Annotated in this window: 20 protein-coding genes; 9 read left to right on the top strand and 11 right to left on the bottom strand. The window is 62.9% G+C overall.

Going from position 1 to position 21,847, the window contains the following annotated elements; genetic code table 11:
- Positions 1-11 precede the first annotated feature (11 nt).
- From J8C01_RS00840 to cmr6, 3 genes are read left to right on the top strand one after another with little or no spacing between them, the layout of a single operon-like run.
- Positions 12-1,070 carry a putative CRISPR-associated protein gene (locus tag J8C01_RS00840; protein WP_211432071.1) on the top strand — a complete coding sequence of 353 codons (1,059 nt, stop codon included), beginning with the start codon at positions 12-14 and terminating at the stop codon, positions 1,068-1,070.
- 4 nt (positions 1,071-1,074) lie between these two features.
- Entirely contained in the window at positions 1,075-1,443 is a 369-nt protein-coding gene (locus tag J8C01_RS00835) for a type III-B CRISPR module-associated protein Cmr5 (RefSeq protein WP_211432070.1), read from the top strand.
- Between the two features lie 17 nt (positions 1,444-1,460).
- A complete protein-coding gene (gene cmr6 / locus J8C01_RS00830) occupies positions 1,461-2,603 on the top strand; it encodes a type III-B CRISPR module RAMP protein Cmr6 (RefSeq protein ID WP_211432069.1) in 1,143 nt (380 codons plus the stop codon).
- Positions 2,604-2,660: 57 nt separating this feature from the next.
- Here cmr6 and J8C01_RS00825 read toward each other — a convergent pair whose 3' ends face one another.
- Entirely contained in the window at positions 2,661-3,641 is a 981-nt protein-coding gene (locus J8C01_RS00825) for a MerR family transcriptional regulator (RefSeq protein ID WP_211432068.1), read from the bottom strand.
- A 606-nt stretch (positions 3,642-4,247) separates the two neighbouring features.
- Between J8C01_RS00825 and J8C01_RS00820 the strand changes: the two genes are divergently transcribed.
- From J8C01_RS00820 to J8C01_RS00800, 5 genes are all read left to right on the top strand, one after another.
- Complete coding sequence (locus J8C01_RS00820; RefSeq protein ID WP_211432067.1) at positions 4,248-4,823, top strand: tetratricopeptide repeat protein; 576 nt, start codon at positions 4,248-4,250, stop codon at positions 4,821-4,823.
- The gene (locus J8C01_RS00815) at positions 4,820-5,875 is read left to right on the top strand and encodes a polyprenyl synthetase family protein (protein WP_211432066.1); all 1,056 of its coding nucleotides are present in this window, start codon (positions 4,820-4,822) and stop codon (positions 5,873-5,875) included. Before J8C01_RS00820 ends, J8C01_RS00815 begins: the two co-directional genes overlap by 4 nt.
- A 31-nt stretch (positions 5,876-5,906) precedes the next feature.
- Entirely contained in the window at positions 5,907-6,308 is a 402-nt protein-coding gene (locus J8C01_RS00810) for an arsenate reductase ArsC (protein WP_041569025.1), read from the top strand.
- A gap of 170 nt (positions 6,309-6,478) precedes the next feature.
- Complete coding sequence (gene hslU / locus J8C01_RS00805) at positions 6,479-7,864, top strand: ATP-dependent protease ATPase subunit HslU (protein WP_211432065.1); 1,386 nt, start codon at positions 6,479-6,481, stop codon at positions 7,862-7,864.
- On the top strand, positions 7,836-8,945 hold the full coding sequence (locus tag J8C01_RS00800) for a fibronectin type III domain-containing protein (RefSeq protein ID WP_211432064.1): 1,110 nt from the start codon (positions 7,836-7,838) through the stop codon (positions 8,943-8,945). The genes hslU and J8C01_RS00800 overlap by 29 nt, the downstream gene beginning before the upstream one ends.
- On the opposite strand, the gene J8C01_RS00795 is transcribed toward J8C01_RS00800, so the two are convergent.
- The 8 genes from J8C01_RS00795 to gatA form a co-directional block, all read right to left on the bottom strand.
- Positions 8,913-10,196, bottom strand: a complete 1,284-nt coding sequence (locus tag J8C01_RS00795) for a S8 family serine peptidase (RefSeq protein ID WP_014098674.1) — start codon at positions 10,194-10,196, stop codon at positions 8,913-8,915. The two genes, J8C01_RS00800 and J8C01_RS00795, sit on opposite strands and share 33 nt — an antisense overlap.
- Before the next feature lie 216 nt (positions 10,197-10,412).
- Positions 10,413-10,868 (bottom strand): DciA family protein, encoded by a 456-nt coding sequence (locus J8C01_RS00790; RefSeq protein WP_211432063.1) that lies wholly within the window; start codon positions 10,866-10,868, stop codon positions 10,413-10,415.
- 66 nt (positions 10,869-10,934) lie between these two features.
- Positions 10,935-12,230 (bottom strand): ammonium transporter, encoded by a 1,296-nt coding sequence (locus J8C01_RS00785; RefSeq protein ID WP_211432062.1) that lies wholly within the window; start codon positions 12,228-12,230, stop codon positions 10,935-10,937.
- 18 nt (positions 12,231-12,248) lie between these two features.
- Entirely contained in the window at positions 12,249-12,695 is a 447-nt protein-coding gene (locus J8C01_RS00780) for a P-II family nitrogen regulator (protein WP_211432061.1), read from the bottom strand.
- Positions 12,692-13,045 carry a hypothetical protein gene (locus tag J8C01_RS00775; RefSeq protein WP_211432060.1) on the bottom strand — a complete coding sequence of 118 codons (354 nt, stop codon included), beginning with the start codon at positions 13,043-13,045 and terminating at the stop codon, positions 12,692-12,694. The genes J8C01_RS00780 and J8C01_RS00775 overlap by 4 nt, the downstream gene beginning before the upstream one ends.
- 52 nt (positions 13,046-13,097) lie before the next feature.
- Positions 13,098-16,115, bottom strand: a complete 3,018-nt coding sequence (locus tag J8C01_RS00770) for a DUF6079 family protein (RefSeq protein WP_211432059.1) — start codon at positions 16,113-16,115, stop codon at positions 13,098-13,100.
- Positions 16,116-16,292: 177 nt separating this feature from the next.
- The gene (locus tag J8C01_RS00765) at positions 16,293-17,261 is read right to left on the bottom strand and encodes a HEAT repeat domain-containing protein (protein WP_211432058.1); all 969 of its coding nucleotides are present in this window, start codon (positions 17,259-17,261) and stop codon (positions 16,293-16,295) included.
- Between the two features lie 41 nt (positions 17,262-17,302).
- Positions 17,303-18,748 carry an Asp-tRNA(Asn)/Glu-tRNA(Gln) amidotransferase subunit GatA gene (gene gatA / locus J8C01_RS00760; RefSeq protein WP_211432057.1) on the bottom strand — a complete coding sequence of 482 codons (1,446 nt, stop codon included), beginning with the start codon at positions 18,746-18,748 and terminating at the stop codon, positions 17,303-17,305.
- Between the two features lie 142 nt (positions 18,749-18,890).
- Between gatA and hutH the strand changes: the two genes are divergently transcribed.
- Positions 18,891-20,411 (top strand): histidine ammonia-lyase, encoded by a 1,521-nt coding sequence (hutH, locus tag J8C01_RS00755; protein ID WP_211432056.1) that lies wholly within the window; start codon positions 18,891-18,893, stop codon positions 20,409-20,411.
- A 57-nt stretch (positions 20,412-20,468) separates the two neighbouring features.
- On the opposite strand, the gene J8C01_RS00750 is transcribed toward hutH, so the two are convergent.
- Both J8C01_RS00750 and J8C01_RS00745 read right to left on the bottom strand, forming a co-directional pair.
- On the bottom strand, positions 20,469-21,209 hold the full coding sequence (locus J8C01_RS00750) for a DUF1684 domain-containing protein (RefSeq protein WP_014098665.1): 741 nt from the start codon (positions 21,207-21,209) through the stop codon (positions 20,469-20,471).
- A gap of 40 nt (positions 21,210-21,249) precedes the next feature.
- Positions 21,250-21,543, bottom strand: coding sequence for a MoaD/ThiS family protein (locus J8C01_RS00745; protein ID WP_014098664.1), 294 nt, complete (start codon positions 21,541-21,543; stop codon positions 21,250-21,252).
- Positions 21,544-21,847: the final 304 nt, after the last annotated feature.

Below are 21,847 nucleotides of genomic sequence, written 5' to 3'. Positions count from 1 at the left end.
AGCACTCTGCCATGTCCCGAACCATCATTTGCAGTGTTGGAACTTCGTTGCTTACCAACCGGGATGAACGTCCGTGGAGCGGCTGGCAGCCCGGAAACCCACTGCCTCCTCACGACGCGGTGATCGCCTGGCTTCGCCAGGCCGATCTCGCCAGGGCCAGCGCGGAAACCAACACGCTTCGCGCCCTGGAGATTGACGAGGGGGATGAACTCGTCCTGTTTGGCTCACTGACCGACGAAGGGCGTTTTTGTACCAGGGTGCTCTGGGACTTCTACACCTCCCAGAATGTCACAACTGGCGTGCAAACCATTGCCGGGCTGGGCTATGGCGCTGACCGCTTCACGGCCGGACTCAAGTCACTGGTCAATGAGGCCATTCGTGCCATCGAAAAGGCCCGCGCCCAACGCCAGATACCCATCCTGTGCGCCACAGGTGGTTTCAAAGCCGAAATTGCCTTTCTCAACCTTGTAGGAGCTTTGCTTGGCACTGAAGTCGTGTACATGCACGAGCTTCACCGCGAACTCGTACGTCTCCCCCAACTGCCGTTGACTTGGGACACCGACTTCGTTACGGCCCACCAGCATTTTTTCGAGTGGATTGACGACGTGCCGCGCCCAAGCCATGAAGTTGAGTTGCGTCTGAAAGTTACCCCGGCGTTGCGTGCGCTGGTCGAAGAAGCAGAAGACGGCAACACCTACCTCTCCGCAGCCGGCAACCTGCTTTTCAAAGCGGCCAAGGCACGGCAAGGCACCAAACCGCCGACCTGGCCGCCGAACAGTGAGCGCCTGCCCAAAGATAAGAATGAAGTCTCAGACGTGGCGCACCATCGCCCGGCGGGCTGGGAGAAGGTGGTCCAGCGCCTCTGTGCGCTCACATGTGTTGAACGGGTGCGGTACGACGACCAGGCGCGAAGCCATCGCAGGGTGCATGTGCTGGATGAAGCTGCCGGTGTACTGGGAGTGTGCTTTGGGGATGATCCACCACTGCCACTACGGGTCGAGACCACGGCCAAGGGACGCGAACAGTGCACACTCGTGGCGGAATACATCCGGCGCAACATCGTGAGGTAAGCCTATGGCAGCAACCGCTGAAAAACGGCTGTTTCGGGATCAGCAACGGGCGCTCTACGCCTACACCGTCGTCGGCCAAGTGCCGAAGGATGCCCAGAAAGACTACAAAATTGCGGTGAACGACTTCGGTGCCAACATCCTGCGCAGTGGCTTGTGTGCGGCCATTGCCGCCGTGCAGCGGCTTGGCAAGCAAGGGACGCTGCTGCTCGAACACGTTGCCGGGGCAGCGGTCATTGGTCTCGAAAACGTTAAGGCTGAAGACCTTGCCCGCCGGGTGCGCGAACTCGACGCCGACGCCTACATGATCGCAACCCGTGACATGCTCCATGTGGCGATGTGGCTCAAACGCGCCGTCCAGGCAACTTTTGAATAGGCAGCGGGAGCTTTGCCATGCGTCAAATCCTACCAAACAAGCAGGTTCCTGATCACTTTGGGCTGGCATACGAAGTTTGGGCGCCAGTCGGGAAAGACGGCAAAGTCCCCGACAGCGAGCGGGCCAAGTGGCTTGGGCAGATTGCCGACATGGCCATTGCTGCTGACTACGCTCGAAGCTACGCGCGGTGGAAAGCCAGCTTTTCAGCCCCCGGCGACCGTACCTTCGAGCTGAAGCTGGTCAGCCGCCTGCTCATTGGTCATGGCAACACCAGCGCTACAGATGTCGGCCTGACGGTGCACCACACCTGGGGCGTGCCGGTCATTCCCGGCTCGGCCCTCAAAGGGCTGCTTGCCCACTATGTCTCGGCTGTTTTTGGTCCGAGTGATCCCCACTGCTGGCCCTGGGAACAAACCGGCGAAGAACAAACACGCGCCGAGTATCAAGGTGTGCTCTGGCAGGGCAAGCGCATCAAACGCGGTCCAGGAGCTGTGTACCGGGCGCTTTTTGGCGCGCCGGATGCCGATGAAGACGATCTGTTTCGTAAACACGGCTTTGATGCCGGGGCGGTGGCCGGGCTTGTTAGTTTTCACGATGCGCTTTACGTGCCGCGGAACGCCCAGGACGACAAACCCTTCGCGCTGGATGTGCTGACCGTCCACCAGAAACCCTACTACGATGACTTGGGGCAGCACTGGCCAAATGACTACAGCAGCCCCAATCCGGTTTCATTTCTCACGGTACGCCCCGGTACGCACTTTCTGTTTGCACTTTCCGGCCCGGCAGACTGGACTGAACTGGCGGAATCGCTCCTGGTGGATGCGCTTCAGGAGTGGGGTGTCGGCGGCAAAACCAGTGCCGGCTATGGCCGCCTGCTCCGGCCCGGCAACCAACCAGCACAGACAACCACGGGAGGGCCTCCCACACCTCGCTACCGGAAGCACGACAAAGTCACGGTGACACGTGTGGAAGACCCCAGCGGCAAAGGGAAAATCAAGTTTAAGACAGACGACGACCTGCTTGGTCAATTTGCAGGTGAGCCACCGCCAGACATTCCCATCGGGGAAACCATTGAGGTCTGGATTGCCAACGTCAACCAGGGAAACTACACGTTCACGCGCAAACCACCGACGGATAAACCCAAAGGCAAATCCAAGTGAGAAACCTTACCGCGGTGTGCCCCGGTTGTCTGCCGGGGACGGCCAGCCCGTTGGCTTTCACCGGGCTTTTCGCAGTTGGTCGGGTTTGACATCCGATGTGGGGAATTCACGCCGCAGGTAGTCGAGAAAATCCGTCAGTCCTGCCGCCTGGTAGTCGTGAATGAAAATTTCCCGCACCTGCGGATCGGCAAACGCCGCGCCGCCAATGACAATCCGCGCTCCGTGCTGCCGCGCCGTATGGTAAAAGTCTCCGTAGTCGCGTCGCAGCCGCTCCAGATCGTGCACAATCGTCGCCGAAATACACACGAGTTGGGGTGAAAACCGCCGGACGGCATCGGCAAACGAAAACAACGGCGTGTTCGGCCCGAGCGACAGCACCCGCCACCCTTCCACTTCCAGCAGTTCCACCACCAGATGCAGGGCAATTTCGTGCAGGTCGCCCTCCGGGCAACCACACAGTGCCAGCCGCCCGTTGAACGGCGCGCGCGGCAGTTGCCGGTGCAGATGCTCGGTCGCCGCCAGTGTCACCTGCGACGCCAGGTGTTCTTCCCAGATATTGAGTTCCCCTCGCCGCCACCGCTCGCCAATCAGGTGCAGCACCGGCGTCAACACGTGCTCTTTCAACGCCACCACCGGTATCCCGCTCCGGTAAGCCCGCTCCAACAATGCCACGCCGGCCAGTTCGTCACCCGCCACTGCCACCTCGTAGTACCGCGCCTGAAGTGCCGCCCAGTCGCGCGCCGCCAACGCCTCCTCCAGTGACGTGGCATCTGTTGCTGCCACCTCGTCGCCCTGCCCAGGTGCTGTGCTGGCTCGACCGCTGTGCCGCAGCACACCACCGGCCCGCTGAAAATCCAGCAACGCCTGCAGGGTAAAGCGCCGGTGCCCGCCTGGTGTCCGAATACAGGCCAGAGCACCGCTGTCGCTCCAACGTTTGACCGAGGACTCACTGACGGCCCACATCCGGGCCACCTCGGCGGTGGAATAGGTCTGTTGTGGGGCGGTGACAGGCTGGATGGTGTGTTTTGAACGCGGCACGCCGGGTTTCCCAATTCCGACAAGAGTGAACGTTTTGAACGTTTCCAACCGGGAACGCGCCTACTCTACAGCCATCGAAGGCATTTGGTCAAGTCACCCCAACTTCTCCAGCAAACTTACAAAATCTTGATTTCACGCCACTTGAGCCAGACAGTCCGAACCGGCAGCCAAGCCCTCGGAAAAAGTCTTACAAATTGACTTGACCGCTTTGAGCGTTTTCCATATCTTTCCGTCTGTGAGCGACCCAAACACTGCCGTGCAACGGTGACACGGCCCGGCGCTCAGAGGTATTTGCGAGCTTGGCGCGCATCGCTCTTGTTTGGAGGCTTGGAACGACGACTCCGGGGGGAGTTTTCAAGTCTCTTGACGCTTGGGGGGTTGCGGTGCGCGTCAAAACTTAGGGAGTCGGGACAACCGACACGAATCGGGCCGAGGACGGGTTTGCACCCCCTCGGCCTTGCGTTTGAAACCGGCGGCCAGGCAGCTCCGGCCAGCAGTGTCAGCGACGTCTGAAGGGTAGCCTTGGCTGGCTTGGTACATCCGGCCGGTTCATATAGGATGGCGCGACACGTTCCCGCATCGCCAGCTCAAAAGAAGGTCACTCTCATGACAACTCTCAAGATGCGAGTCGTGACGGTCATCACGCGCATGGCCCTGCGCTACCCGCGTTTCACCTGGTGGGTGGCCCAGCGGATTGGGCCGTGGCTGGTCCGTCGTTTCTGGCGGGCCCGTCTGGCGGCTGAAGACCAGGCCGTTGCGCTGCTCACACAGGAACTCCGCCAGGCGACGGCCGGGGACGACACCGACTGGCAGGACGTTCAGGCGCTGGGTGAGTTGTGTATCCGTCAGCGCGCCTATGCTGAAGCCGCCCAACATTTTCAACGGGTCGCCAATGCAGCGGAAGACCGCGAACTGCGCCGCGCCGCCGCCGCCTGGCTGGGACGCGCGCTGGAATATGCCGGCGACCGGCAGGGAGCGCATCAGGCTTACCACGCTTATTTGCGTGACTTCCCCGAAGTCAGCCCGTTCGAGCGGCAACGGCTCGAACGGCGCCTGGCGGACTTGAACGTAGCGGACTTGAACGTATCGCCCAAAATTTCGGATGACGCCCGCCGCCTCCCGCCCAGCCTCCCGGCGGGTGAGCGTCCCAGTCGAATCTCTTTCGGGAGACGCCCATCATGACGCATGTGCCCGCCAACGCGGTGCCGACCACCAATGGATTGTCCATCATACCGCCCGGTCTTTCCCTGCCAACGACCTTCGCGCCGCTTGTCGAGCGGATTCAGACGGTTGCCCACCTCGTCGAGACGGCAATTGCCGAGGACCTGAGCGAAGTCACACAGCCGGAACTCCGTCAGGCGGTCCTGCACCTGTTTGACGGCAAGGGCAAACGGCTCCGTCCGTTTCTGGTCATCACCACGGCCGAGGCGGCGGGCGGCACACTGGAAGCGGCCCTGCCGCCGGCACTGGCCGTGGAGTACCTGCACAATCTCTCGCTCATCCACGACGACATGATGGATGGCAGCCCTGAACGGCACGGCCGCCCCACGCTCCACACCCGTTTCGGACTGAACCTTTCCCTGCTGGTCGGTGATCTGCTCTATGCCAAAGCCGTCGAGCAGGCCTCCCGCATCCGTCACCATGCCCTGCGGATGGTGCACATCCTGGGCCAGACGGCGAAACAGATGTGCTACGGGCAGTTTGACGATCTCTATTTCGAGCGCCGCCCGGATTTGACCATTGAAGACTACCTGCGCATGGCCGCCCGCAAGACCTCGGCGCTGTACCGGGCAAGCTGCATCTTCGGGATGCTGACGGCGGACGCCGACGAAGCCGATCTGCAAGCCATGGCGACCTTCGGGGAAAACATCGGCACAGCATTTCAAATCTGGGATGACGTGCTCGACCTGCAGGCCGACCCGCTACGTCTGGGCAAGCCGCTCGGTCTTGACATTCGTGAAGGCAAAAAGACGCTCATTGTCATTCACTTTCTCCAGCATGCATCGCCCGCGGCCCGCCGCCGCTTCCTGGAGTTGCTGGGGAAACGCGATCTCAATGGAGAGTTGCCCGAAGCCATTGCCCTGCTCGAAGAAACCGGCTCAATTGCCTTTGCCCGCGACCTTGCCATCCGTTATCTGGTGGACGCCAAGCAGCACCTGTCCGTCCTGCCGGCCGGGCCGCACCGGAAGCTGCTTGACATGTACGCTGACTTCATGCTGCAACGGCGACACTGACGCACGGCACTGACAGCCGGGGGACAACCGCATGAAGAAGGTGCTGTTTTTGTGTACCGGTAACTCCTGCCGCTCGCAGATGGCGGAAGCCATCGTCAATGCCCGGTATGCCGGTGAGTGGCAGGCGTTCAGCGCCGGCACCCGGCCTGCCGGCTACGTGCACCCCAAAGCCTTGGCCGTGCTGGAAGAAATCGGTATCCGGCACGCGGGGCGCTCCAAACACGCCGATGAACTTCAGGATCAGGCCTTTGATCTGGTTGTGACCGTCTGTGACGCCGCCGCCGGAGATTGTCCGGTATGGCTGGGTTCGGGCCGGAAACTGCACCACAGCTTCTTTGACCCGGCCCAGACGGATGACCTGGCTGACTTTCGCCGCGTGCGCGACGAAATGCTGGCGGCCATTCCGACCTGGCTGCAGAACGTCCAGCCGTGAGGTTGACGGCACGCGGGCGGTTCAACGAATCCTTTTCCAGACGGTTTTGTTCCCGCCGCCCGTCTGTTGACAAGACCGGGCAATCGGATTATGTGCACGGGCATGGACCCACTGCCCCGTTACCGTTTCAGGATGGGAAGAACACCTCTGATCCCGCCCGCTTGACACCCATGGTCATTTACCTCCCCGGCACGGTTGAAGACACGCCTCGCCTCGATGATCTGACGCCCCGCCAAATTGTTCAGGAACTCGACAAGTACGTTGTCGGTCAGGCCGCTGCCAAGCGGGCTGTAGCCATTGCCCTGCGCAACCGCATCCGCCGCCAGAAGTTACCGCCTGACCTGGCACAGGATGTCATTCCGAAGAACATCATCATGATTGGCTCGACCGGCGTGGGCAAAACCGAAATTGCCCGGCGTCTGGCGCGTCTGGCCAACTCGCCGTTTCTGAAGGTCGAAGCCTCGAAGTTTACCGAAGTCGGCTACGTCGGGCGCGATGTGGAATCCATCATCCGCGATCTCGTGGACATTGCCATTGACCTCGTGCGGGAGGAAAAGATTGCGGAAATCGAGGAAAAGGCCCGCCAGAACGCCGAGGAACGGCTGCTGGACATCCTGCTCCCAACCCGCCGTGACAGTGAGGCCGCCGCGCCGGAGGATGAAGCCGCCTTCCAGCGGACGCGCGAAAAACTCCGCCAGCAGTTGCGTGAAGGCCGGCTCGACAACCGGCTCGTGGAAATCGAGGTCAAGGAACGTGGTTTTCCCTCCGGCATTGAAATCATCACGCCCCAGGGCATCGAGGAAATGGATATCAACCTGCGGGACATGCTGCCGGGTATGTTTCCGGGAACGCGCACAAAGGTGCGCAACATGTCCGTGCGGGAGGCCCTGGAGTACCTGACCCAGGAGGAAGAACAAAAACTCGTGGACATGGACCAGGTAGCGCGCCTGGCTGTCGAGCGCGTCGAGGAATCCGGCATCGTGTTCCTGGATGAGATTGACAAGATCGCCGGCCGCGAAAACAGCAGCGGTCCCGATGTTTCCCGCGAGGGCGTCCAGCGCGACATCCTGCCTATCATCGAAGGCACGACGGTCAACACGCGCTACGGCATGGTGCGCACGGATCACATCCTGTTCATTGCCGCCGGGGCCTTTCACGTCTCCAAGCCTTCTGACCTCATCCCGGAACTTCAGGGACGCTTTCCCATCCGCGTCAATCTCGATCCCCTCACCAAGGAAGACTTCAAACGGATTCTGACCGAGCCGCGCAACTCACTCATCCGACAGTACGTTGCCCTGCTCGAAACGGAAGGCGTCACGCTTGAGATCACCGAAGATGCCATTGAAGCCGTCGCCGACTTTGCCTACACCGTCAATCAGAACACCGAAAACATCGGTGCCCGCCGGCTGCACACGGTGATGGAAAAGGTGCTTGATGAGGTGTCCTTCATGGCGCCCGACCTGGAAGACAAGCACTTCCGCGTGGATGCCGAATACGTCCGCAAGGTTCTGGCCGACATCGTGCAGGATGAAGACCTCAGCAAGTACATCCTCTGACGGGGGGTTGCAGCCCCACTTGGGCTGGCGGCAGACCGTCCGGCTCTGGCTGGCCTGGAGCGGGCTGTTGCTGGCGCTGGGCAGCGCCGGTTGCGCCAAAGTCGGGCCGCCCGTGCCTCCGCCGCGTTTCACGCTGGCGGCGGCCGGTGAGCCAACTGCAACCCAGTACGGCGACCAGATTGTGGTGCGCTTTGTCGCCACCGACCGGGCTGCGCGCGCCGATATTCTGCGCCGGATTGAACCCCGCAACGCCCCGCTGGCGCTGCCGGAAGACCGCTTTGTGCAGGACGCGCGGCTTATCGGGTCGCTTACCGGTCAGGAGTTGTCTTCCGGCGCAGGGCCGGCCTACGCGGATGCCTTCGACCCCCAGGACACAAGCTGGAAAGACAAACGGATTCGGTATGCCATCCGGCTGGTGGATGCCCGTGGGCGCCCGTCTCCCCTGTCGGGATATGCCCTGGTCTATCCGGCGCTGTCCGTGGCGCAGCCGCCACGCGATTTGCAGGCCGCAGTCACTCAGGAAGCCATCCGTCTTCAGTGGCAACCGCCGGAGCAGAACCTTGACGCCTCTCCGGCAACGGAGGTGCGCTTCAACGTCTATCGGCGCGCTGCCGGAAGCGCCGTGGAATCCCGGCGCAACAGTGCACCTCTGCCCACCCCCCAGTTTGCTGAGACGGACTTCACGTTTGGCGAGGAGTATGAGTACGTCGTGCGGGCGGTGAGCTACGTTCAGGGCGCGCCGGTGGAGAGCCGCCCGTCGCCGGCGTTACGGGTCCGCCCCGTGGACACCTTCCCGCCGGCCGCCCCAACCAACGTGACCGGCGCTTCCGCGGCCGGCATCGTCAATCTCTTTTTTCCGTCAAGCCCGGAGAAGGACCTGCGGGGCTACATCATCTATCGCCGCGAACGCGGCACGAATGACCCACCGACCCGGCTGACGCCCACCCCCATCCAGCGTACGACTTTCCAGGACCTGACCGGCGTACGCGGCAGGGTCTATCTCTACTTCGTCACGGCCGTGGATGTGTTCGGGAATGAAAGCGAACGGTCACAGCCCGTTGAGGTGGAAGTCGTGCCCTGAAGGCAGGATGTCGCCGCCATTGAGCGCGGCCGCCACGGCCAGCCGCGCATTGACCACGCCCCACCCCTGGCGGTCGGCTTCGATGTTGGGCAACCGCCGCGCCGTACGGATGAGAATGCGCTTGACCTGCTGCGGCGTCAGGCGCGGATTGACTTCCAGCATCTGGGCCACGATGGAAGAAACAATCGGTGCGGCAAATGAAGTGCCGTCCACGTGTTTGTAGTGCCCGGAAATGACCTTTTCGTTGCGCATCTTGCCTTCCACCAGCAGGCGCAGTTGGTACGGCTCCAGGTGCGCGGCGGCATCGAGTTCGGCGTCAATCCCGGTGTGCCGGGCCAGAATGGCGCGGAGTTCGCCATCCGGCGCGCGGCTGAGTTGCTCATACAGGGCGGCCTGCTGGGCGGTCGGCGTCCCCGGCAGAATGGGCGCGGCAATCCAGATGCTCGGTGCAATGATTTCGGGCTTCTGAAGACCGTCCACCGTCACGCCGTAACTGGAGTGATACACGTCGTGTTCGTTGGGGTCGAGGGTGTTTTTGTCGTCAAAACCGCCGACGGCAATGACCGACGGAGCACTGGCCGGCGGTAGGACAGGATGCTCCCGCTGGTGTCCGGCATTGCCACTGGCCGCCACCACCACCACGCCGGCCTTGACCAGCCGTTCGGCCGCTTGGGAGAGCGGATCCGTCAGGTACGAGGCTTCATAATCGCCGCCGCAGGAAATGTTGACGATGCGGATACCAAAGCGGTGCCGGTGGCGGTACACCCAGTCCAAACCACGCCGGATGTCGTCGTGGTAAATCCGGCGGGTGGTGCCGACCTTGACCAGCACCAGTTTCGCGCTCGAAGCAATCCCGCGATACAGCCCCTTGGACAGGAAGCCATTGCCCGCCGCCACAACCGAGGTCATCAAACCATGCCAACTGGAGTCATCCGGCGTGGCCAACTCGGCAGGGTCAGCCCGCCGCGTCAACACGTTGTGGTAGTGGAGAATGCGGTTGACCGGCTGGGTGATGTCCGGGTGCGGATAAAAGCCCGAATCCAGAAAAGCAATGGTCACACCGCGGCCTGTGTAGCGGGGACTCGCCCCAAGCCGCAGGGGGGTGGGCAGAATTTTGAACTTGGGCAGAGATGTTCCGCCGGGAGTGGGCAGATAAAGACTTACCCGTGACCGGGCATGGGTAAAACGGTCGAGGCAGTCGCGGCAGATGCCTTCGCGCTCATCCCAGTAAGGCAGATTGAGATGCAGCATATCCCGCGAAACGTGGGAAATCGCAGCAGCAGGAACACGCAGGTCATCCTCAAGTGCATACTGGCAAACAGCGCAAACGAACATGGGTACAGAGGGCTTGCCGCTGGCCGCCCAGACTGGAAAAGCCGGAATCGGATGTTTCCCTTAGTTTACGTTTCGCCACGGAAGATGCACGACACCTTGCCGACACAGGCCGCGGAGAGACTGCGGACCCGGTCAGGAGCCTTCCGCCAGACGGTCACGGGCAAAGCAGGCTGCGGCCAGCCGCAGGAATTGGGCGCGTAAAGCTTCATCACGGATGACGCTGGCACTCTCCACCAGCTCTGTCGGGAGGGTGACGGGCGGCAGGGCTGCCGGAGCCGGCCGCCGGTTTTCAGCCGCCACGAACTTTCTGTCCACAATGATGTGAACCCGGGTCACAAGCGGTTGCCGCAGCAGACCGTTGAGCCGAAACAGAATCTGAGGGGCGAGCACTTCGAGCTGGCGTTTCCAGCGGGCGTCCTGGACGGCAACGGTCAACGTGCGGTCGGTCAGCGCCACCGCCCGGCTGGCCCGCAGCGTGGCGTCGCCGACCGACAGCGCCCAGGCCGCGCAGCAGGCCGCCGAAAGCACTTCCGGCTGCCCGTTGGACAGCCGGATCAGCTCTGGGAGAAGTCGCGCGAGAGGTTCCACAAACACCCACCAGGCTACGGTTTCAAAACAAGTGACAGCGCCCGGTCACGCCGGACACCCCCAGGACTACATCACGGCCGGGTCAAGGTTGTCCGAAGCCGCGCCCAGGTCAAACAAATCATCGCCAGTTGTCTCGTGATAGGCCGCTTCGCCATGCACCGACCGGTCAATTCCCTCCCGCTCCTGCGCCGGAGACAGGCGCAGTGGCACAATGAGACCCACGAGCTTCAGCAGAACGAACGTCACGACCAGGGTGTAGGCCAGCGTAGCCGCTACGGCCATCAACTGGATCAGCAGCAACTTCGGGTTGCCAGCCAGCAGACCATCCGCCCCGGCTTCGTTGAGCGACTGCCGGGCAAAGACGCCGGTCAGCAAAGCGCCGCACATGCCGCCGACACCATGGCAGGCAAAGACATCGAGGGTGTCGTCCAGGCTGAGGCGGCTGCGCCACTGGATCGCCGCATAGCACACGGCCGAGGTCACACCACCGATGACCAGAGCTGCCAACGGTGACACGAAACCTGCCGCCGGCGTGATGCCGACCAATCCCACAACCGCAGCCGTCGCTGCGCCCACAGCCGTGGCTTTCCCGGTGCGCCAGACTTCGATAGCCAGCCACATGAGGACGGCCGCCGCCGCGCTCAGATGCGTGGTCACAAGGGCTAGACTGGCCAGGCCGCCTGCCGTGAGCGCCGAACCGGCGTTGAAACCAAACCACCCGAACCACAACAACCCCGCCCCCAGCAGGACGAAGGGCACGTTGTGCGGACGCAAAGGCGCACGCTTGACATCCGCGCGCGCGCCGACGAGCGCGGCGGCCACCAGCGCCGCACAGCCAGCGGTGATGTGAACCACGGTGCCGCCGGCAAAATCCAGCGCCCCGGAAGCGCGAATCCATCCCCCAACGCCCCACACCCAGTGCGCTACCGGGGCATAGACCCCAAGACACCACAGGGCAACGAACAGCAGAAAGGCCCGGAAGTCCATGCGCCCGACCACGGCACCAGCAATGAGCGCCGGGGTGATGACGGCAAACATGCCCTGAAAAGCGGCAAATGCCAGGTGAGGCACTGTAGCGGCATAATCGGACTGGGGTGCGTCGCCTACTCCCTGAAAGCCTACCCAGGCCAGTCCGCCCACCAGCGGCCCGCCGGGCACAAAGGCCAGAGAGTAGCCTATCAGTACCCAGATGACGGCGGCCACACACAGCGCGCCGACAGTCATCATCAGGGTATTGAGCACGTGCCGCCGGCTGACCAGCCCGCCGTAGAAAAAGGCCAGCCCGGGCGTCATGAGGAACACCAGCGCAGTGGAAACCAGCAGCCACGCGGTATCACCGGATGAAATCGCTGTCTCGTTCATGGCGCTTTACCCAAAGTGCTATCGCTCAGAATGGTCGGTTGTCTTCCCGGAAGTTGTCTGGCCGGAAGCTGTCTGGCCGGAGGCTTCCTGGAGCGCCCGCGCCTGCACCTCGTCCGCGGTGAGCGGCGTCAGGGCCGCTTCATTTTCCTCGCCGGTACGGATGCGGATGACCCGCTCCAGGGGCTGAACAAAGATTTTCCCATCGCCCACGTTCCCAGTGCGTGCCGCCGTGAGAATGGCCGTGATGGTCGGTTCCACGAAAGGCTCGGAAACGGCAATGCGCAGCGCGACTTTTTCCGTGAAGTCAACCACGATGCGTTGTCCGCGAACATACTCGATGATTTCGGGTTCACCGCCGTGTCCCCGGATACCGTGGACGGACAAACCGGTGACACCAATGCGAAACAGCGCATTTTTGACCTCTGGGAGACGTTCGGGACGAATGATGGCCGTGATGAGCTTCATAATACTGCCTTGGTTTCTCCTGGTTCCTGGCGGTTCATCTGTTCCTGTGGTCCTTCCTGTGGCTCTGGCGGCAGAGCCAGTGCGCCCGACTGCGTTGGGTCTTCGGGAGAGCGGAGTGCCTGCCCCGGATAGACCACCTCGGCCAGATAGCGGGCATAGGCTTCAAACTCATCCAGATTGCCCCCTTCGGCCACGATATAGACATCATCTCCAATGATCTCAAACAGGTAACTCTCCCCACAGGAGGCAATGTAGCGGTACTCAACCCGGTCATCATCCGTCTGGGTGATATACCGCGAGCCGAAAATCATGTCGCGCTTGCCGAGATAGGTCCGTTCCGTTCTGACCATAGGCTTTCCGGTCACCGCCAGACAAGAGACTGGATTTGGCAAGAGGTTGGCCTCACGCTTCCAGCACCTCATTCAGAACCGCGATGGTTCTATCATCCAGCAGCGGCATCTCGTCATTGCCCACCAGGGCGGCAATGGTGTGAATGATTTCCGGCGGCACCTGCTGGCGGCGGCGCTTGAGCCGGTCCCGAATCACATCGCGCTGGCCACGGAGAATGTCGCGGTGAATCTCCAGCCCACGCCGCACCAGACTCAGCGCCCGTTCCTCCGCCAGCTTGAGCCGGCCGGCTTCTTCCGGCGCAAACCCACAGCGGCATTTGGGTTGGGTGAGCAGGATGTCTTCCACCGGCTCTGTACACACCATCTGATACAGGTTTGAGATTTCGTTGATGGCGTCCACGAGAAAGTCCTGCCGGCTGATGCTGAGTTGGGTGAGCATTTCCAGGTTGCGCCATTCGGGACTGGAAACCAGGCGCGTACAGAGCGGTTCGATGACATTCGACTGAGTCGCGCTGGCGTGGAGCAGGATGTAAAACTCGGCGTACACCGGCTGGAACGCACCAAAGGCCAAATCCACCTGCTTGCGGTTGTTCGGATAAAACAACTGCCAGGGCGGCGCCCCCCGGAGCTTGAACGTGGAGCGAATCCGCTCGGCAACGGGATTGTTGGTCGGGAAGCTCTCGTTGAGGTAACGCAACTTCGCTTCGCAACTGGCTTGCGCCTGACTGTAGCTATAGACGGCCTCCAGTGTTGCCCGGTCGCGCCAGAACGCATCGAGATCGCTGTCAAACAGCAGGCTCACTTCTTCCATTTCTTCGGCGATGGATTTGTGCATCAGCGCATGTCGGACGTGCGCCGCCACCCGGTCAAAGCGGCGGATGACCTGGATGGCTTCCCAGATATCCGTGGCTTCTTCCGGTGCCTGAGACAGCGTTTCAACGGCTTTGGAGAGATCGCGTTGCCGCCAGGCATGGTAGTACGCGCCCAGTTCCGCCAGTGCCCGGTCAAGATCGTCGGGAATGCACATCTCCACGCGCTGGCGCGTCGGGGCCACGAGATGCCCAATCCACAGCGCCGCATCCAGAGACAGCGCCTCCGGCATGCCTTCAGGCGAAACCGGCGAGATCAACGGCAGGAGCCACTCCCACATCTGCCAGGGTTCCGGGCGGACGGGCAGCGGCACATCGCTGACCGTCCCGTTCCGAAAGACGAAGCGGCCCTCGGTCAGGTACTTCCGGCGAAAGAGGGCAACACCGGCCTGGCGCACTTCCTCAAACAGGCGCTGCGTTGGTTCGTCCGTCGGCGTTACGCCCCCTAGCAGGGTTGGATCAGAGAGACACACAAGGCGTTTGAGCGCCCAGACATCCTCAGTATCAAGCGCGCCCGGCAACCAGTGCACGCCCAGGTCTTCCGCCCGGATGGCTTCGAGATCAAAGTCCGCCTGCCCGACCCGGCGCGGAAAATGAACCCGCATCTGGTAGTCACTCCCCCGGTTCGCCTGAGCCGGTTCCCAGATCACACCAAGCACGTCCTGGCGGATGATGTGCCACAGGTGCGTACAGCGTAGCCCCCACAGTTTGTCGCCCCCCTCGGCAAAGCCGAGGGGAAAATCCTCAAAGAGCTGACTGGCTGCAGCCAGCAGCGCCAGGCTGAGGCGCGGATCGTGGTCAGACAGACTTGCCGCCTGGGCATCCAGCAGATTGGTCAGGGCTTCGCCCGGATGGAGCGGAAAACGATACTCACGGGTCTCCGGGTCATCCCCTGTGACGATGACATTCTTGGCCAGCGCCCTGATCTGCTGAAGCAATGCCGCCGACAGCTTGTAGGTCGGCTTCTGCCCATAGAGATCGTAAAACAGGATGCCATTGGTCAGGTCGCGCACTGTGGCGGGAATGCCGGCCAGGGAGTGCATGAGAATCGCCTTGAGCAGCATGCGCGTATGCAGCCGCTGCCCCTGGCTGATGCGCGGCAGCACGGCTTCCACCGCCTGGTCGTAGTTCTCGAAGGCGTGGGCCAGCGGCGGCGCGGCGCGCAGCAGCGGCTCCAGCACATCGAACATTTCATCCACGGTAAACAGGCTTTCCGCCGGACGATTCCGAATCCGCTCCGCAGCTTTCAGGGCAAAGGCCGGGAAGGAAAAACCACCCAGGTAGCGGCGCAGCCGTGACCCAATATCCCACGCCATCGGATGCAGCGGATAGAGGTTGATGAGCCGCTGTTCGTCGAGGTGCAGTTCCGGCAGCTTGCGTTGCAGTTGCTCCCGCACCTGGGTCACGGCATGGCGCTGCCGGGCATTTTTGGTCAGCAGATGCGCGCCGATGAGCGCCGGAATGGCATTTTCCCCGATGTATTCAACCGTGTAACTGGCCAGCAGCGTCGCCACCTGAGCGGGTGAGAGGCGATGTCCCCTGGCACTGTCGAGCAGGATGTCGGTTGCCGAGACATACACACAGAGCGGAAACTGACGCGACACCTGACTGAGCAACTCCAGCATCTCCACCACGACGCCGGCCGTGCGTGGCGTGCGGTTCCGCAGCAGATCGTCGAGGCTGTCTATGATCACGACGATGCCTTCCTCATCGGGGATGGCACGGCAGGACATCAGGATGTCAGCCGCTGTCAGATTGCTCCCGACGGCCGCCGAGCCGCTGGAGGCCAGCGTGTAACTGATGAAGCGCCCCAGGTAGTCCAGCGGTGTGAGGGTCACATCCGAGGTGCTGACCTGCTCCCCATAGATGCTCACAACGTGCCAGCGCCGGGAACCAAGTTGGGCATGGATGTCCTGAAGCCGCCGCGCCGCCTGTTCCAGAGGTCGGCCGGCAGACCGGGCCAGCGCATGCACCAGGCGCAGCAGAAACGACTTTCCACTGGCCGGCGGGCCGACCAGCAGTGACGCCCGGTGCCCGGCCGGTGTGGGAGCCAACAGGCGCTCACTCAAACGCTGCAACACATCCCCAAACTCGTAGGTCAACAGCGCCCGCTGGAGCAGTTCACTTTCCCAGCCCGGAGAAGTGAAATCCACCGGCACAAACTCCGCCACACTCAGGCAGTCACGAATTTTTTGAGCCATGGCTGTTGTTCAGAAAAACCGAAAGAAAACCATCGCTGCCAGCCTTGCCTGTCTGATCCCGGCACCAAAAGCAGACAGCTCGCGGCACACCAGTGCAGGCGCGTTCGAGGTGCCAAAATGTCAGCCGCAAGCTTCACCATCATACTCCGCTGGAGACGGGCGTGCCATGTCTCCATCTCAACCCCGGCGACGCCCCGGACGTGGCTTCTTGGCCGGCGGGCGCGCTGACGCTGCCGGCGGCGTCGCCAGGCGGAGATACGCCGCCGCCGCACGATACCGTACGGCTTCTTTCTTGTCCTGCAACAGCGGCACGAGATCGCGCAAAGCCAGGCTCTGGTCGCTGACGGCCAGCGCGTGGACGGCCGCCGCACGCACGGCCCAGTCTTCATCCGTCAGCGCCTCGCGCAGCATGGCGACCGTCTCACCGTCCCGCACGGGCGGCAAGGTAGCAATCGCCTGGGCGCGGCCCGAAATGTTGGCATCGGCCAGCAGCCCGGCAAGCGAAGACAGTCCCATCCCCAGCCCCGGCACGGGCGCAAAACCGATCCCGTAGCGAAAGGCCAGACGAAAAAAACCACCCGGTGTCTTCATCGTACGCAACAGGTTGCGCCGCTGTACCGAAAAGTAGCCCGACCTGGCCTGCCGCTCCCCCATGGCGACATCGAGCAGCGCCTGTCGTCCCTCTTCATCCCCTTGGGCATACAGGGCCTTGGCCGCCGCAAAGGCCACTTCGGGTGTCTCGCTGCCAAGCGCCTGCCGGAGCAGCGGCAGCGCGCGCGGATCGGACAGCCCGGCCAGCGTCGCGCAGGCGGCCACCTGAACGTACACATCCTTGTCGGCCAGGGCGGTTTCAAGCAACGGAAAGGGATTGTTCTCGACGCGGGTCAGGCTCAGTGCGATGACGGCTTCACATCGGTGGTCGGGATTTCTTTCCTTCAGCCCCTGCTCCAGGATCAGGCGCGCCGCTTCGAGGTTCGCCTGCCGTTCGTCGGCAACCGCTTCCTTCATCAGAGCGGCCCCGGCCGCCAGCGACTGGCCGCCCACAAGCGCTGGCGACAGCCCAAGCACGAGCAACAGCCCGCCGCCCAGGCGTCCCCAGCGCCACCGCTTCGCCGGTCTCCAGCCGCGGCTGGACACAGCTACCATACTGACACCTCCAGTCGGTTCCGGCTTCCCGGGGCGCGCTGTCACGCGCGGGCACGCTCCAGCGCCCGCCCGGCCTGGAACATCCGGGTCTCTTCAAAGGCCGGGGCCACAATTTGCAGGCCAATTGGCAACCCTTCCCGGCTTGTGCCACAGGGCAGGCTCATGCCGGGAACACCGGCCAGGTTCAGCGTAACGGTGTAAATGTCAGACAGGTACATCTGCAGGGGATCGTCCGTCTTTTCGCCCAGCCTGAACGCCGGCGTTGGCGCGGTCGGCATCATGAGCACCCCGCACTGCTCAAAGGCCCGTTCAAAATCACGACGCAGGAGAGTCCGCACCTTCTGGGCCTTGAGGTAGTAGGCGTCATAGTAGCCCGATGAAAGCGCATACGTTCCCAGCAGGATGCGTCGCTTCACCTCGGGCCCGAAGCCCTGCTCACGGCTGAGGGCATACATGTCGTGAACCGTGGTCGCCTCCGGTGCGCGGTAGCCGTAGCGGACGCCATCAAAACGCGCCAGGTTCGCGCTCGCCTCGGCCGTGGCGATGATGTAGTAGTCGGCAATGGCATAGCCCAGATGTGGCAGGGAGACTTCAACCAGCGTTGCCCCCAGGCTTTCGTAAGTCTTCAGGGCTTCCCGCACGGCGGCTTCCACGTCCGCGTCCAACCCGGCACCGAAGGCTTCCTGTACCACGCCCACCCGCCAGCCGCGCAGGTCGGCTTCGAGTTCGGCAAGATAGTCGGGAACCGGATGCAGCGAACTCGTGGCATCGTGCACGTCGTAGCCGGCCATCACGCCGAGCATGCGCGCGGCATCGCGTACCGTGCGCGTCATCGGGCCAATCTGGTCCAGCGATGAACCAAAGGCGACGAGGCCATAGCGTGAGACGCGCCCGTAGGTCGGCTTGACGCCGACGATGCCGCAGAAACTGGCCGGCTGCCGGATGGAGCCGCCCGTGTCGCTGCCCGTTGCCGCAAGACACATGCCGGCGGCGACGGCGGCTGCACTGCCGCCACTTGACCCGCCGGGAACGCGCGTCGCGTCCAGCGGATGGCGGACGGGGCCAAAGGCCGAGTTTTCATTCGACGACCCCATGGCGAATTCGTCCAGATTGGCCTTGCCGACAATGACAGCCCCGGCGGCTTCCAGGCGCGCCACGGCCGTGGCCGTATAGGTTGCCGTGTAGTTGGCCAGGATATTTGAGGCGCAGGTCGTCCGGGTGCCGGCCAGACACTGGTTGTCTTTGACGACAATGGGCACCCCTTCCAGCGGGCGCAGCGGTTCGCCGGCGGCCAACCGGGCATCCACTTCTGCGGCCTGTTGCAGCGCCCGGTCAGAGAGCACCGAAAGCAGGGCATTGAGGTCGGGATTGCGTTGCGCGATAGTTTCCAGCGCCGCCTGGCAGGCTTCGGTAGCCGAACAGGTCCGCGCCTGAAACGCGGCATGCAGGCGGTCAATATCGAAATCGAGGAGATTCACCACGTTCACGCTTGATCGAAGGACTTGGAAATCGTCGCCGTGGCTGGCCGGCGGATGCCGTGACGGTAATCGGTAATCCCCCTGCGGTCAATTCGACGCCTGTCCCCACCGGCCAACCTCTCACCCATTTTTGCTGCGGAGTTTCCCCCCAATGCACATTCGCGGTCATGGACTGACCCTGGCCGATGTCGTTCATGTCGCCTACGACGGCTCGGCAGTGGTCGAAATTGCCCCTGACGTTCCGGCCCGGCTGGCCCGCAGTCGCGCCCTCATCAACGCCATTCTCGCCGAAGGGCGCATCGTCTATGGCGTCAACACGGGCTTTGGCAAGCTGTCATCCGTCACCATCTCCCCGGCGGCGCTGACGGAGCTGCAACTCAACCTCGTGCGCTCGCATGCATGTGGTGTCGGAGCGCCGCTCTCTGAAGCCGAAACCCGCGCCATGATGCTGCTGCGGGCGAACGTGCTGGCGCAGGGCACCTCCGGCGTCCGGCCGGTGGTTCTGGAACAACTTGTGGCGCTGCTTAATGCCCGTGTGCATCCGGTCATCCCGGAAAAAGGCTCGGTCGGGGCCAGCGGCGATCTGTCGCCGCTGGCACACCTGGCGCTGGTGCTCATCGGTGAAGGCGAAGCCAGTTTTCAGGGCGAACGCCTGCCCGGACACATCGCTCTGGCCCGCGCCGGGCTGCGCCCGCTTGCCCTTGAGGCCAAGGAAGGTCTGGCGCTTCTGAACGGCACGCAGGCGATGAGCGCCGTGGGCGGGCTGGCGCTGGCCCGGTTGCTCGAACTGGCCGAGTTGGCCGACATCGCCGGCGCGCTTTCGCTCGATGCGCTCCACGGTACGGCTGCGGCCTTTGACGCCCGCATTCACGCGGCGCGTCCCCATCCCGGACAGATCACCGTTGCCCGGCATCTGCGCACCCTGCTGGACGGCAGCGCGATTATGGCGTCGCACCGCGACTGCCCACGGGTACAGGATGCCTACAGCCTGCGCTGCATGCCCCAGGTACACGGCGCGGCGCGGGATGTTTTTCACTTCGCGCAGCACACCCTTGAGACCGAGTTCAACAGCGCCACCGACAATCCGCTGGTCTTCACCGACACAGGTGAGGTGCTCTCTGGCGGCAACTTCCACGGCGCGCCGGTGGCGCTGGCGCTGGATGCCTGCGCCATGGCCGCGGCCACCCTGGGCGGCATTGCCGAACGCCGCATCGAGCGTCTGCTCAACCCGGACTTGTCGGAGCTGCCGGCGTTTCTTTCGCGGCAGCCGGGACTCCAGTCGGGGCTGATGATGGCGCAGGTGACGGCCGCTGCGCTGTGCAACGAAAACATGGGACTGGCCCATCCGGCTTCCGTGGGGTCGCTGCCCACCGGAGCCGCCAAGGAGGACTTCGTTTCGATGGGCATGACGGCGGCGCTCAAGCTGCGGACGGTCGCCGAAAACCTTGCGGCCATCCTGGCCATTGAACTGCTGGTGGCCACCCAGGCCCTGCCCTTTCTGCGGCCGCTGCGCACCAGCCCACAGCTCCAACGGGTTGAAGATTTCATTCACACGCTCGCGCCGCCGCTGGAAGGCGACACGCCCCTGACGCCCTGCATTCAGGCCATCCAGACGCGCCTGCCGGACATCCTGGATGTAGCCCGGAATGCTGTCGCCGGCAACAGCGCGTAACCCTTCCGCCCCACCGGGCGCAAACCAGTGAGAAACCCCACGCCCGCCGGCCGAAGGCTACTTTGGCGGCTTTTCCGGCAGCTTCTCGCCGGCCCGGATGGCGACCGGCAGGTGGTTTTCCGGCGGCGGCAGGGGACAACTGTAAGCGCCGCCGTATGCGCAGTACGGATGGAACGCCTGATTGAAATCGAGCACGTATTCGTTGGTCGGGCGGCGTCTGAGCTGAAGGTAACGCCCGGCCGCATAGGTTTCCCGGCCGGCGGTCGTATCCCGAAACGGAATGAACAAATCGGCCGCAGCTTCCGGCACGCCCAGGTCCGGCGTCAGGACCAGCAGCGAACAGTCCACGCCCTCCACCTTGAACCGGAAGACTCCGGCGCAGCGGTAGCGCCGGATTTCACCGGGGCGGTTCGTCGCCATCTCGATGGTGGTTTCTTTGGAACATGGTTCGAGCGTGACGACGAAGCGATAGTTGGGATCAAAGGGAAAATAGGTCAGCCCCCTGAAGGTCGTCCGCCGTTCGGCCGGGATGGGTGAATCAGCCTCCAGCCGGAAGGCCCGGTCCTTCAACTCGCGCTGCGCCAGCAGCGCCTGCGCGACACGTTCGACCGGAGCGCGGGGATCATCAAGCGGACTGAGTGGCGGTTCGGGCGCGGCATCAGCCACCGGGGCCGCGGCTGGCGGTGTCGGCGGTGTGGTGACAGGACGTGGCGCGTCAGACGCACAACCGGACAGGATGACCGCCGTACCCACCAGACACGTCAGACTCAGGCGCATGACGACAGCACGGCTTCCCATCCGGCTCTGCCACCCGGAGCATCCCGGGCGAAGGCACGGTTCATATTGTGCCGTACGGGCGTTTCCACCCCACGGAAGGCACAACCGTAACCACATCGCCGTTTTCAAGGCGCGTGTTGATGTCGTCCAGGGTGTTGATGTCACGGCTGTTGACGTAAATGCTCACGCTTGGCTGACGCAGCCCACGCCCGTTGTAAATCTCTTTGCTGAGCTTGGTGTATTTCTCCGTCAGCTTGCGTAGCGCCTCGCCGACCGTCGTCGCCTCGACAGTAACGGCGCGCTGGTTGTCGGTCAGGGGAAGATACACCGAAGACAGTTCAATGGTGACAGCCATAGGTTCACACGACTCCGCAGGCAATGCTTCTGAAAAAGGTGAGGACGCAGCGCCAGCCGGAGGATTACCCGGCGTATTCCATACTTACGCCAAGACTTGCCGTGACTCAAGTAGGTTGGCGGACAGTCGCCGCACAAAGCCGTGGCGCACCCCGAAACCGGACCGAACCGGCAGAGACCTGCCCGATGACATCCACGGAAAGCCGGGGAAGCCGGGCGTCAAAAAGTTCTGTTCGTAAAAAGACACTTTCGCTTTGACTTCTGCCGAGTTGAAAGTAGGTTGGTAGCAGATGAACTGAATCCCC

Source organism: Chloracidobacterium sp. D, assembly GCF_018304685.1.
In the GTDB taxonomy this organism is placed as follows: Bacteria; Acidobacteriota; Blastocatellia; order Chloracidobacteriales; family Chloracidobacteriaceae; genus Chloracidobacterium; species Chloracidobacterium thermophilum.
The sequence above is the reverse complement of the archived record's forward strand: the minus strand, read 5'-3'. Positions and strand labels throughout refer to the sequence as shown.

Bases quoted from the DNA above. Each gene is read 5' to 3' on its own strand.
- J8C01_RS00840 (WP_211432071.1), top strand. From the start codon at position 12: ATGTCCCGAACCATCATTTGCAGTGTTGGAACTTCGTTGCTTACCAAC.
- J8C01_RS00835 (WP_211432070.1), top strand. From the start codon at position 1,075: ATGGCAGCAACCGCTGAAAAACGGCTGTTTCGGGATCAGCAACGGGCG.
- cmr6 (WP_211432069.1), top strand. From the start codon at position 1,461: ATGCGTCAAATCCTACCAAACAAGCAGGTTCCTGATCACTTTGGGCTG.
- J8C01_RS00820 (WP_211432067.1), top strand. From the start codon at position 4,248: ATGACAACTCTCAAGATGCGAGTCGTGACGGTCATCACGCGCATGGCC.
- J8C01_RS00815 (WP_211432066.1), top strand. From the start codon at position 4,820: ATGACGCATGTGCCCGCCAACGCGGTGCCGACCACCAATGGATTGTCC.
- J8C01_RS00810 (WP_041569025.1), top strand. From the start codon at position 5,907: ATGAAGAAGGTGCTGTTTTTGTGTACCGGTAACTCCTGCCGCTCGCAG.
- hslU (WP_211432065.1), top strand. From the start codon at position 6,479: ATGGTCATTTACCTCCCCGGCACGGTTGAAGACACGCCTCGCCTCGAT.
- J8C01_RS00800 (WP_211432064.1), top strand. From the start codon at position 7,836: ATGAAGACCTCAGCAAGTACATCCTCTGACGGGGGGTTGCAGCCCCAC.
- J8C01_RS00795 (WP_014098674.1), bottom strand. From the start codon at position 10,196: ATGCTGCATCTCAATCTGCCTTACTGGGATGAGCGCGAAGGCATCTGC.
- J8C01_RS00785 (WP_211432062.1), bottom strand. From the start codon at position 12,230: ATGAACGAGACAGCGATTTCATCCGGTGATACCGCGTGGCTGCTGGTT.
- J8C01_RS00780 (WP_211432061.1), bottom strand. From the start codon at position 12,695: ATGAAGCTCATCACGGCCATCATTCGTCCCGAACGTCTCCCAGAGGTC.
- J8C01_RS00775 (WP_211432060.1), bottom strand. From the start codon at position 13,045: ATGGTCAGAACGGAACGGACCTATCTCGGCAAGCGCGACATGATTTTC.
- J8C01_RS00770 (WP_211432059.1), bottom strand. From the start codon at position 16,115: ATGGCTCAAAAAATTCGTGACTGCCTGAGTGTGGCGGAGTTTGTGCCG.
- J8C01_RS00765 (WP_211432058.1), bottom strand. From the start codon at position 17,261: ATGGTAGCTGTGTCCAGCCGCGGCTGGAGACCGGCGAAGCGGTGGCGC.
- hutH (WP_211432056.1), top strand. From the start codon at position 18,891: ATGCACATTCGCGGTCATGGACTGACCCTGGCCGATGTCGTTCATGTC.
- J8C01_RS00750 (WP_014098665.1), bottom strand. From the start codon at position 21,209: ATGGGAAGCCGTGCTGTCGTCATGCGCCTGAGTCTGACGTGTCTGGTG.
- J8C01_RS00745 (WP_014098664.1), bottom strand. From the start codon at position 21,543: ATGGCTGTCACCATTGAACTGTCTTCGGTGTATCTTCCCCTGACCGAC.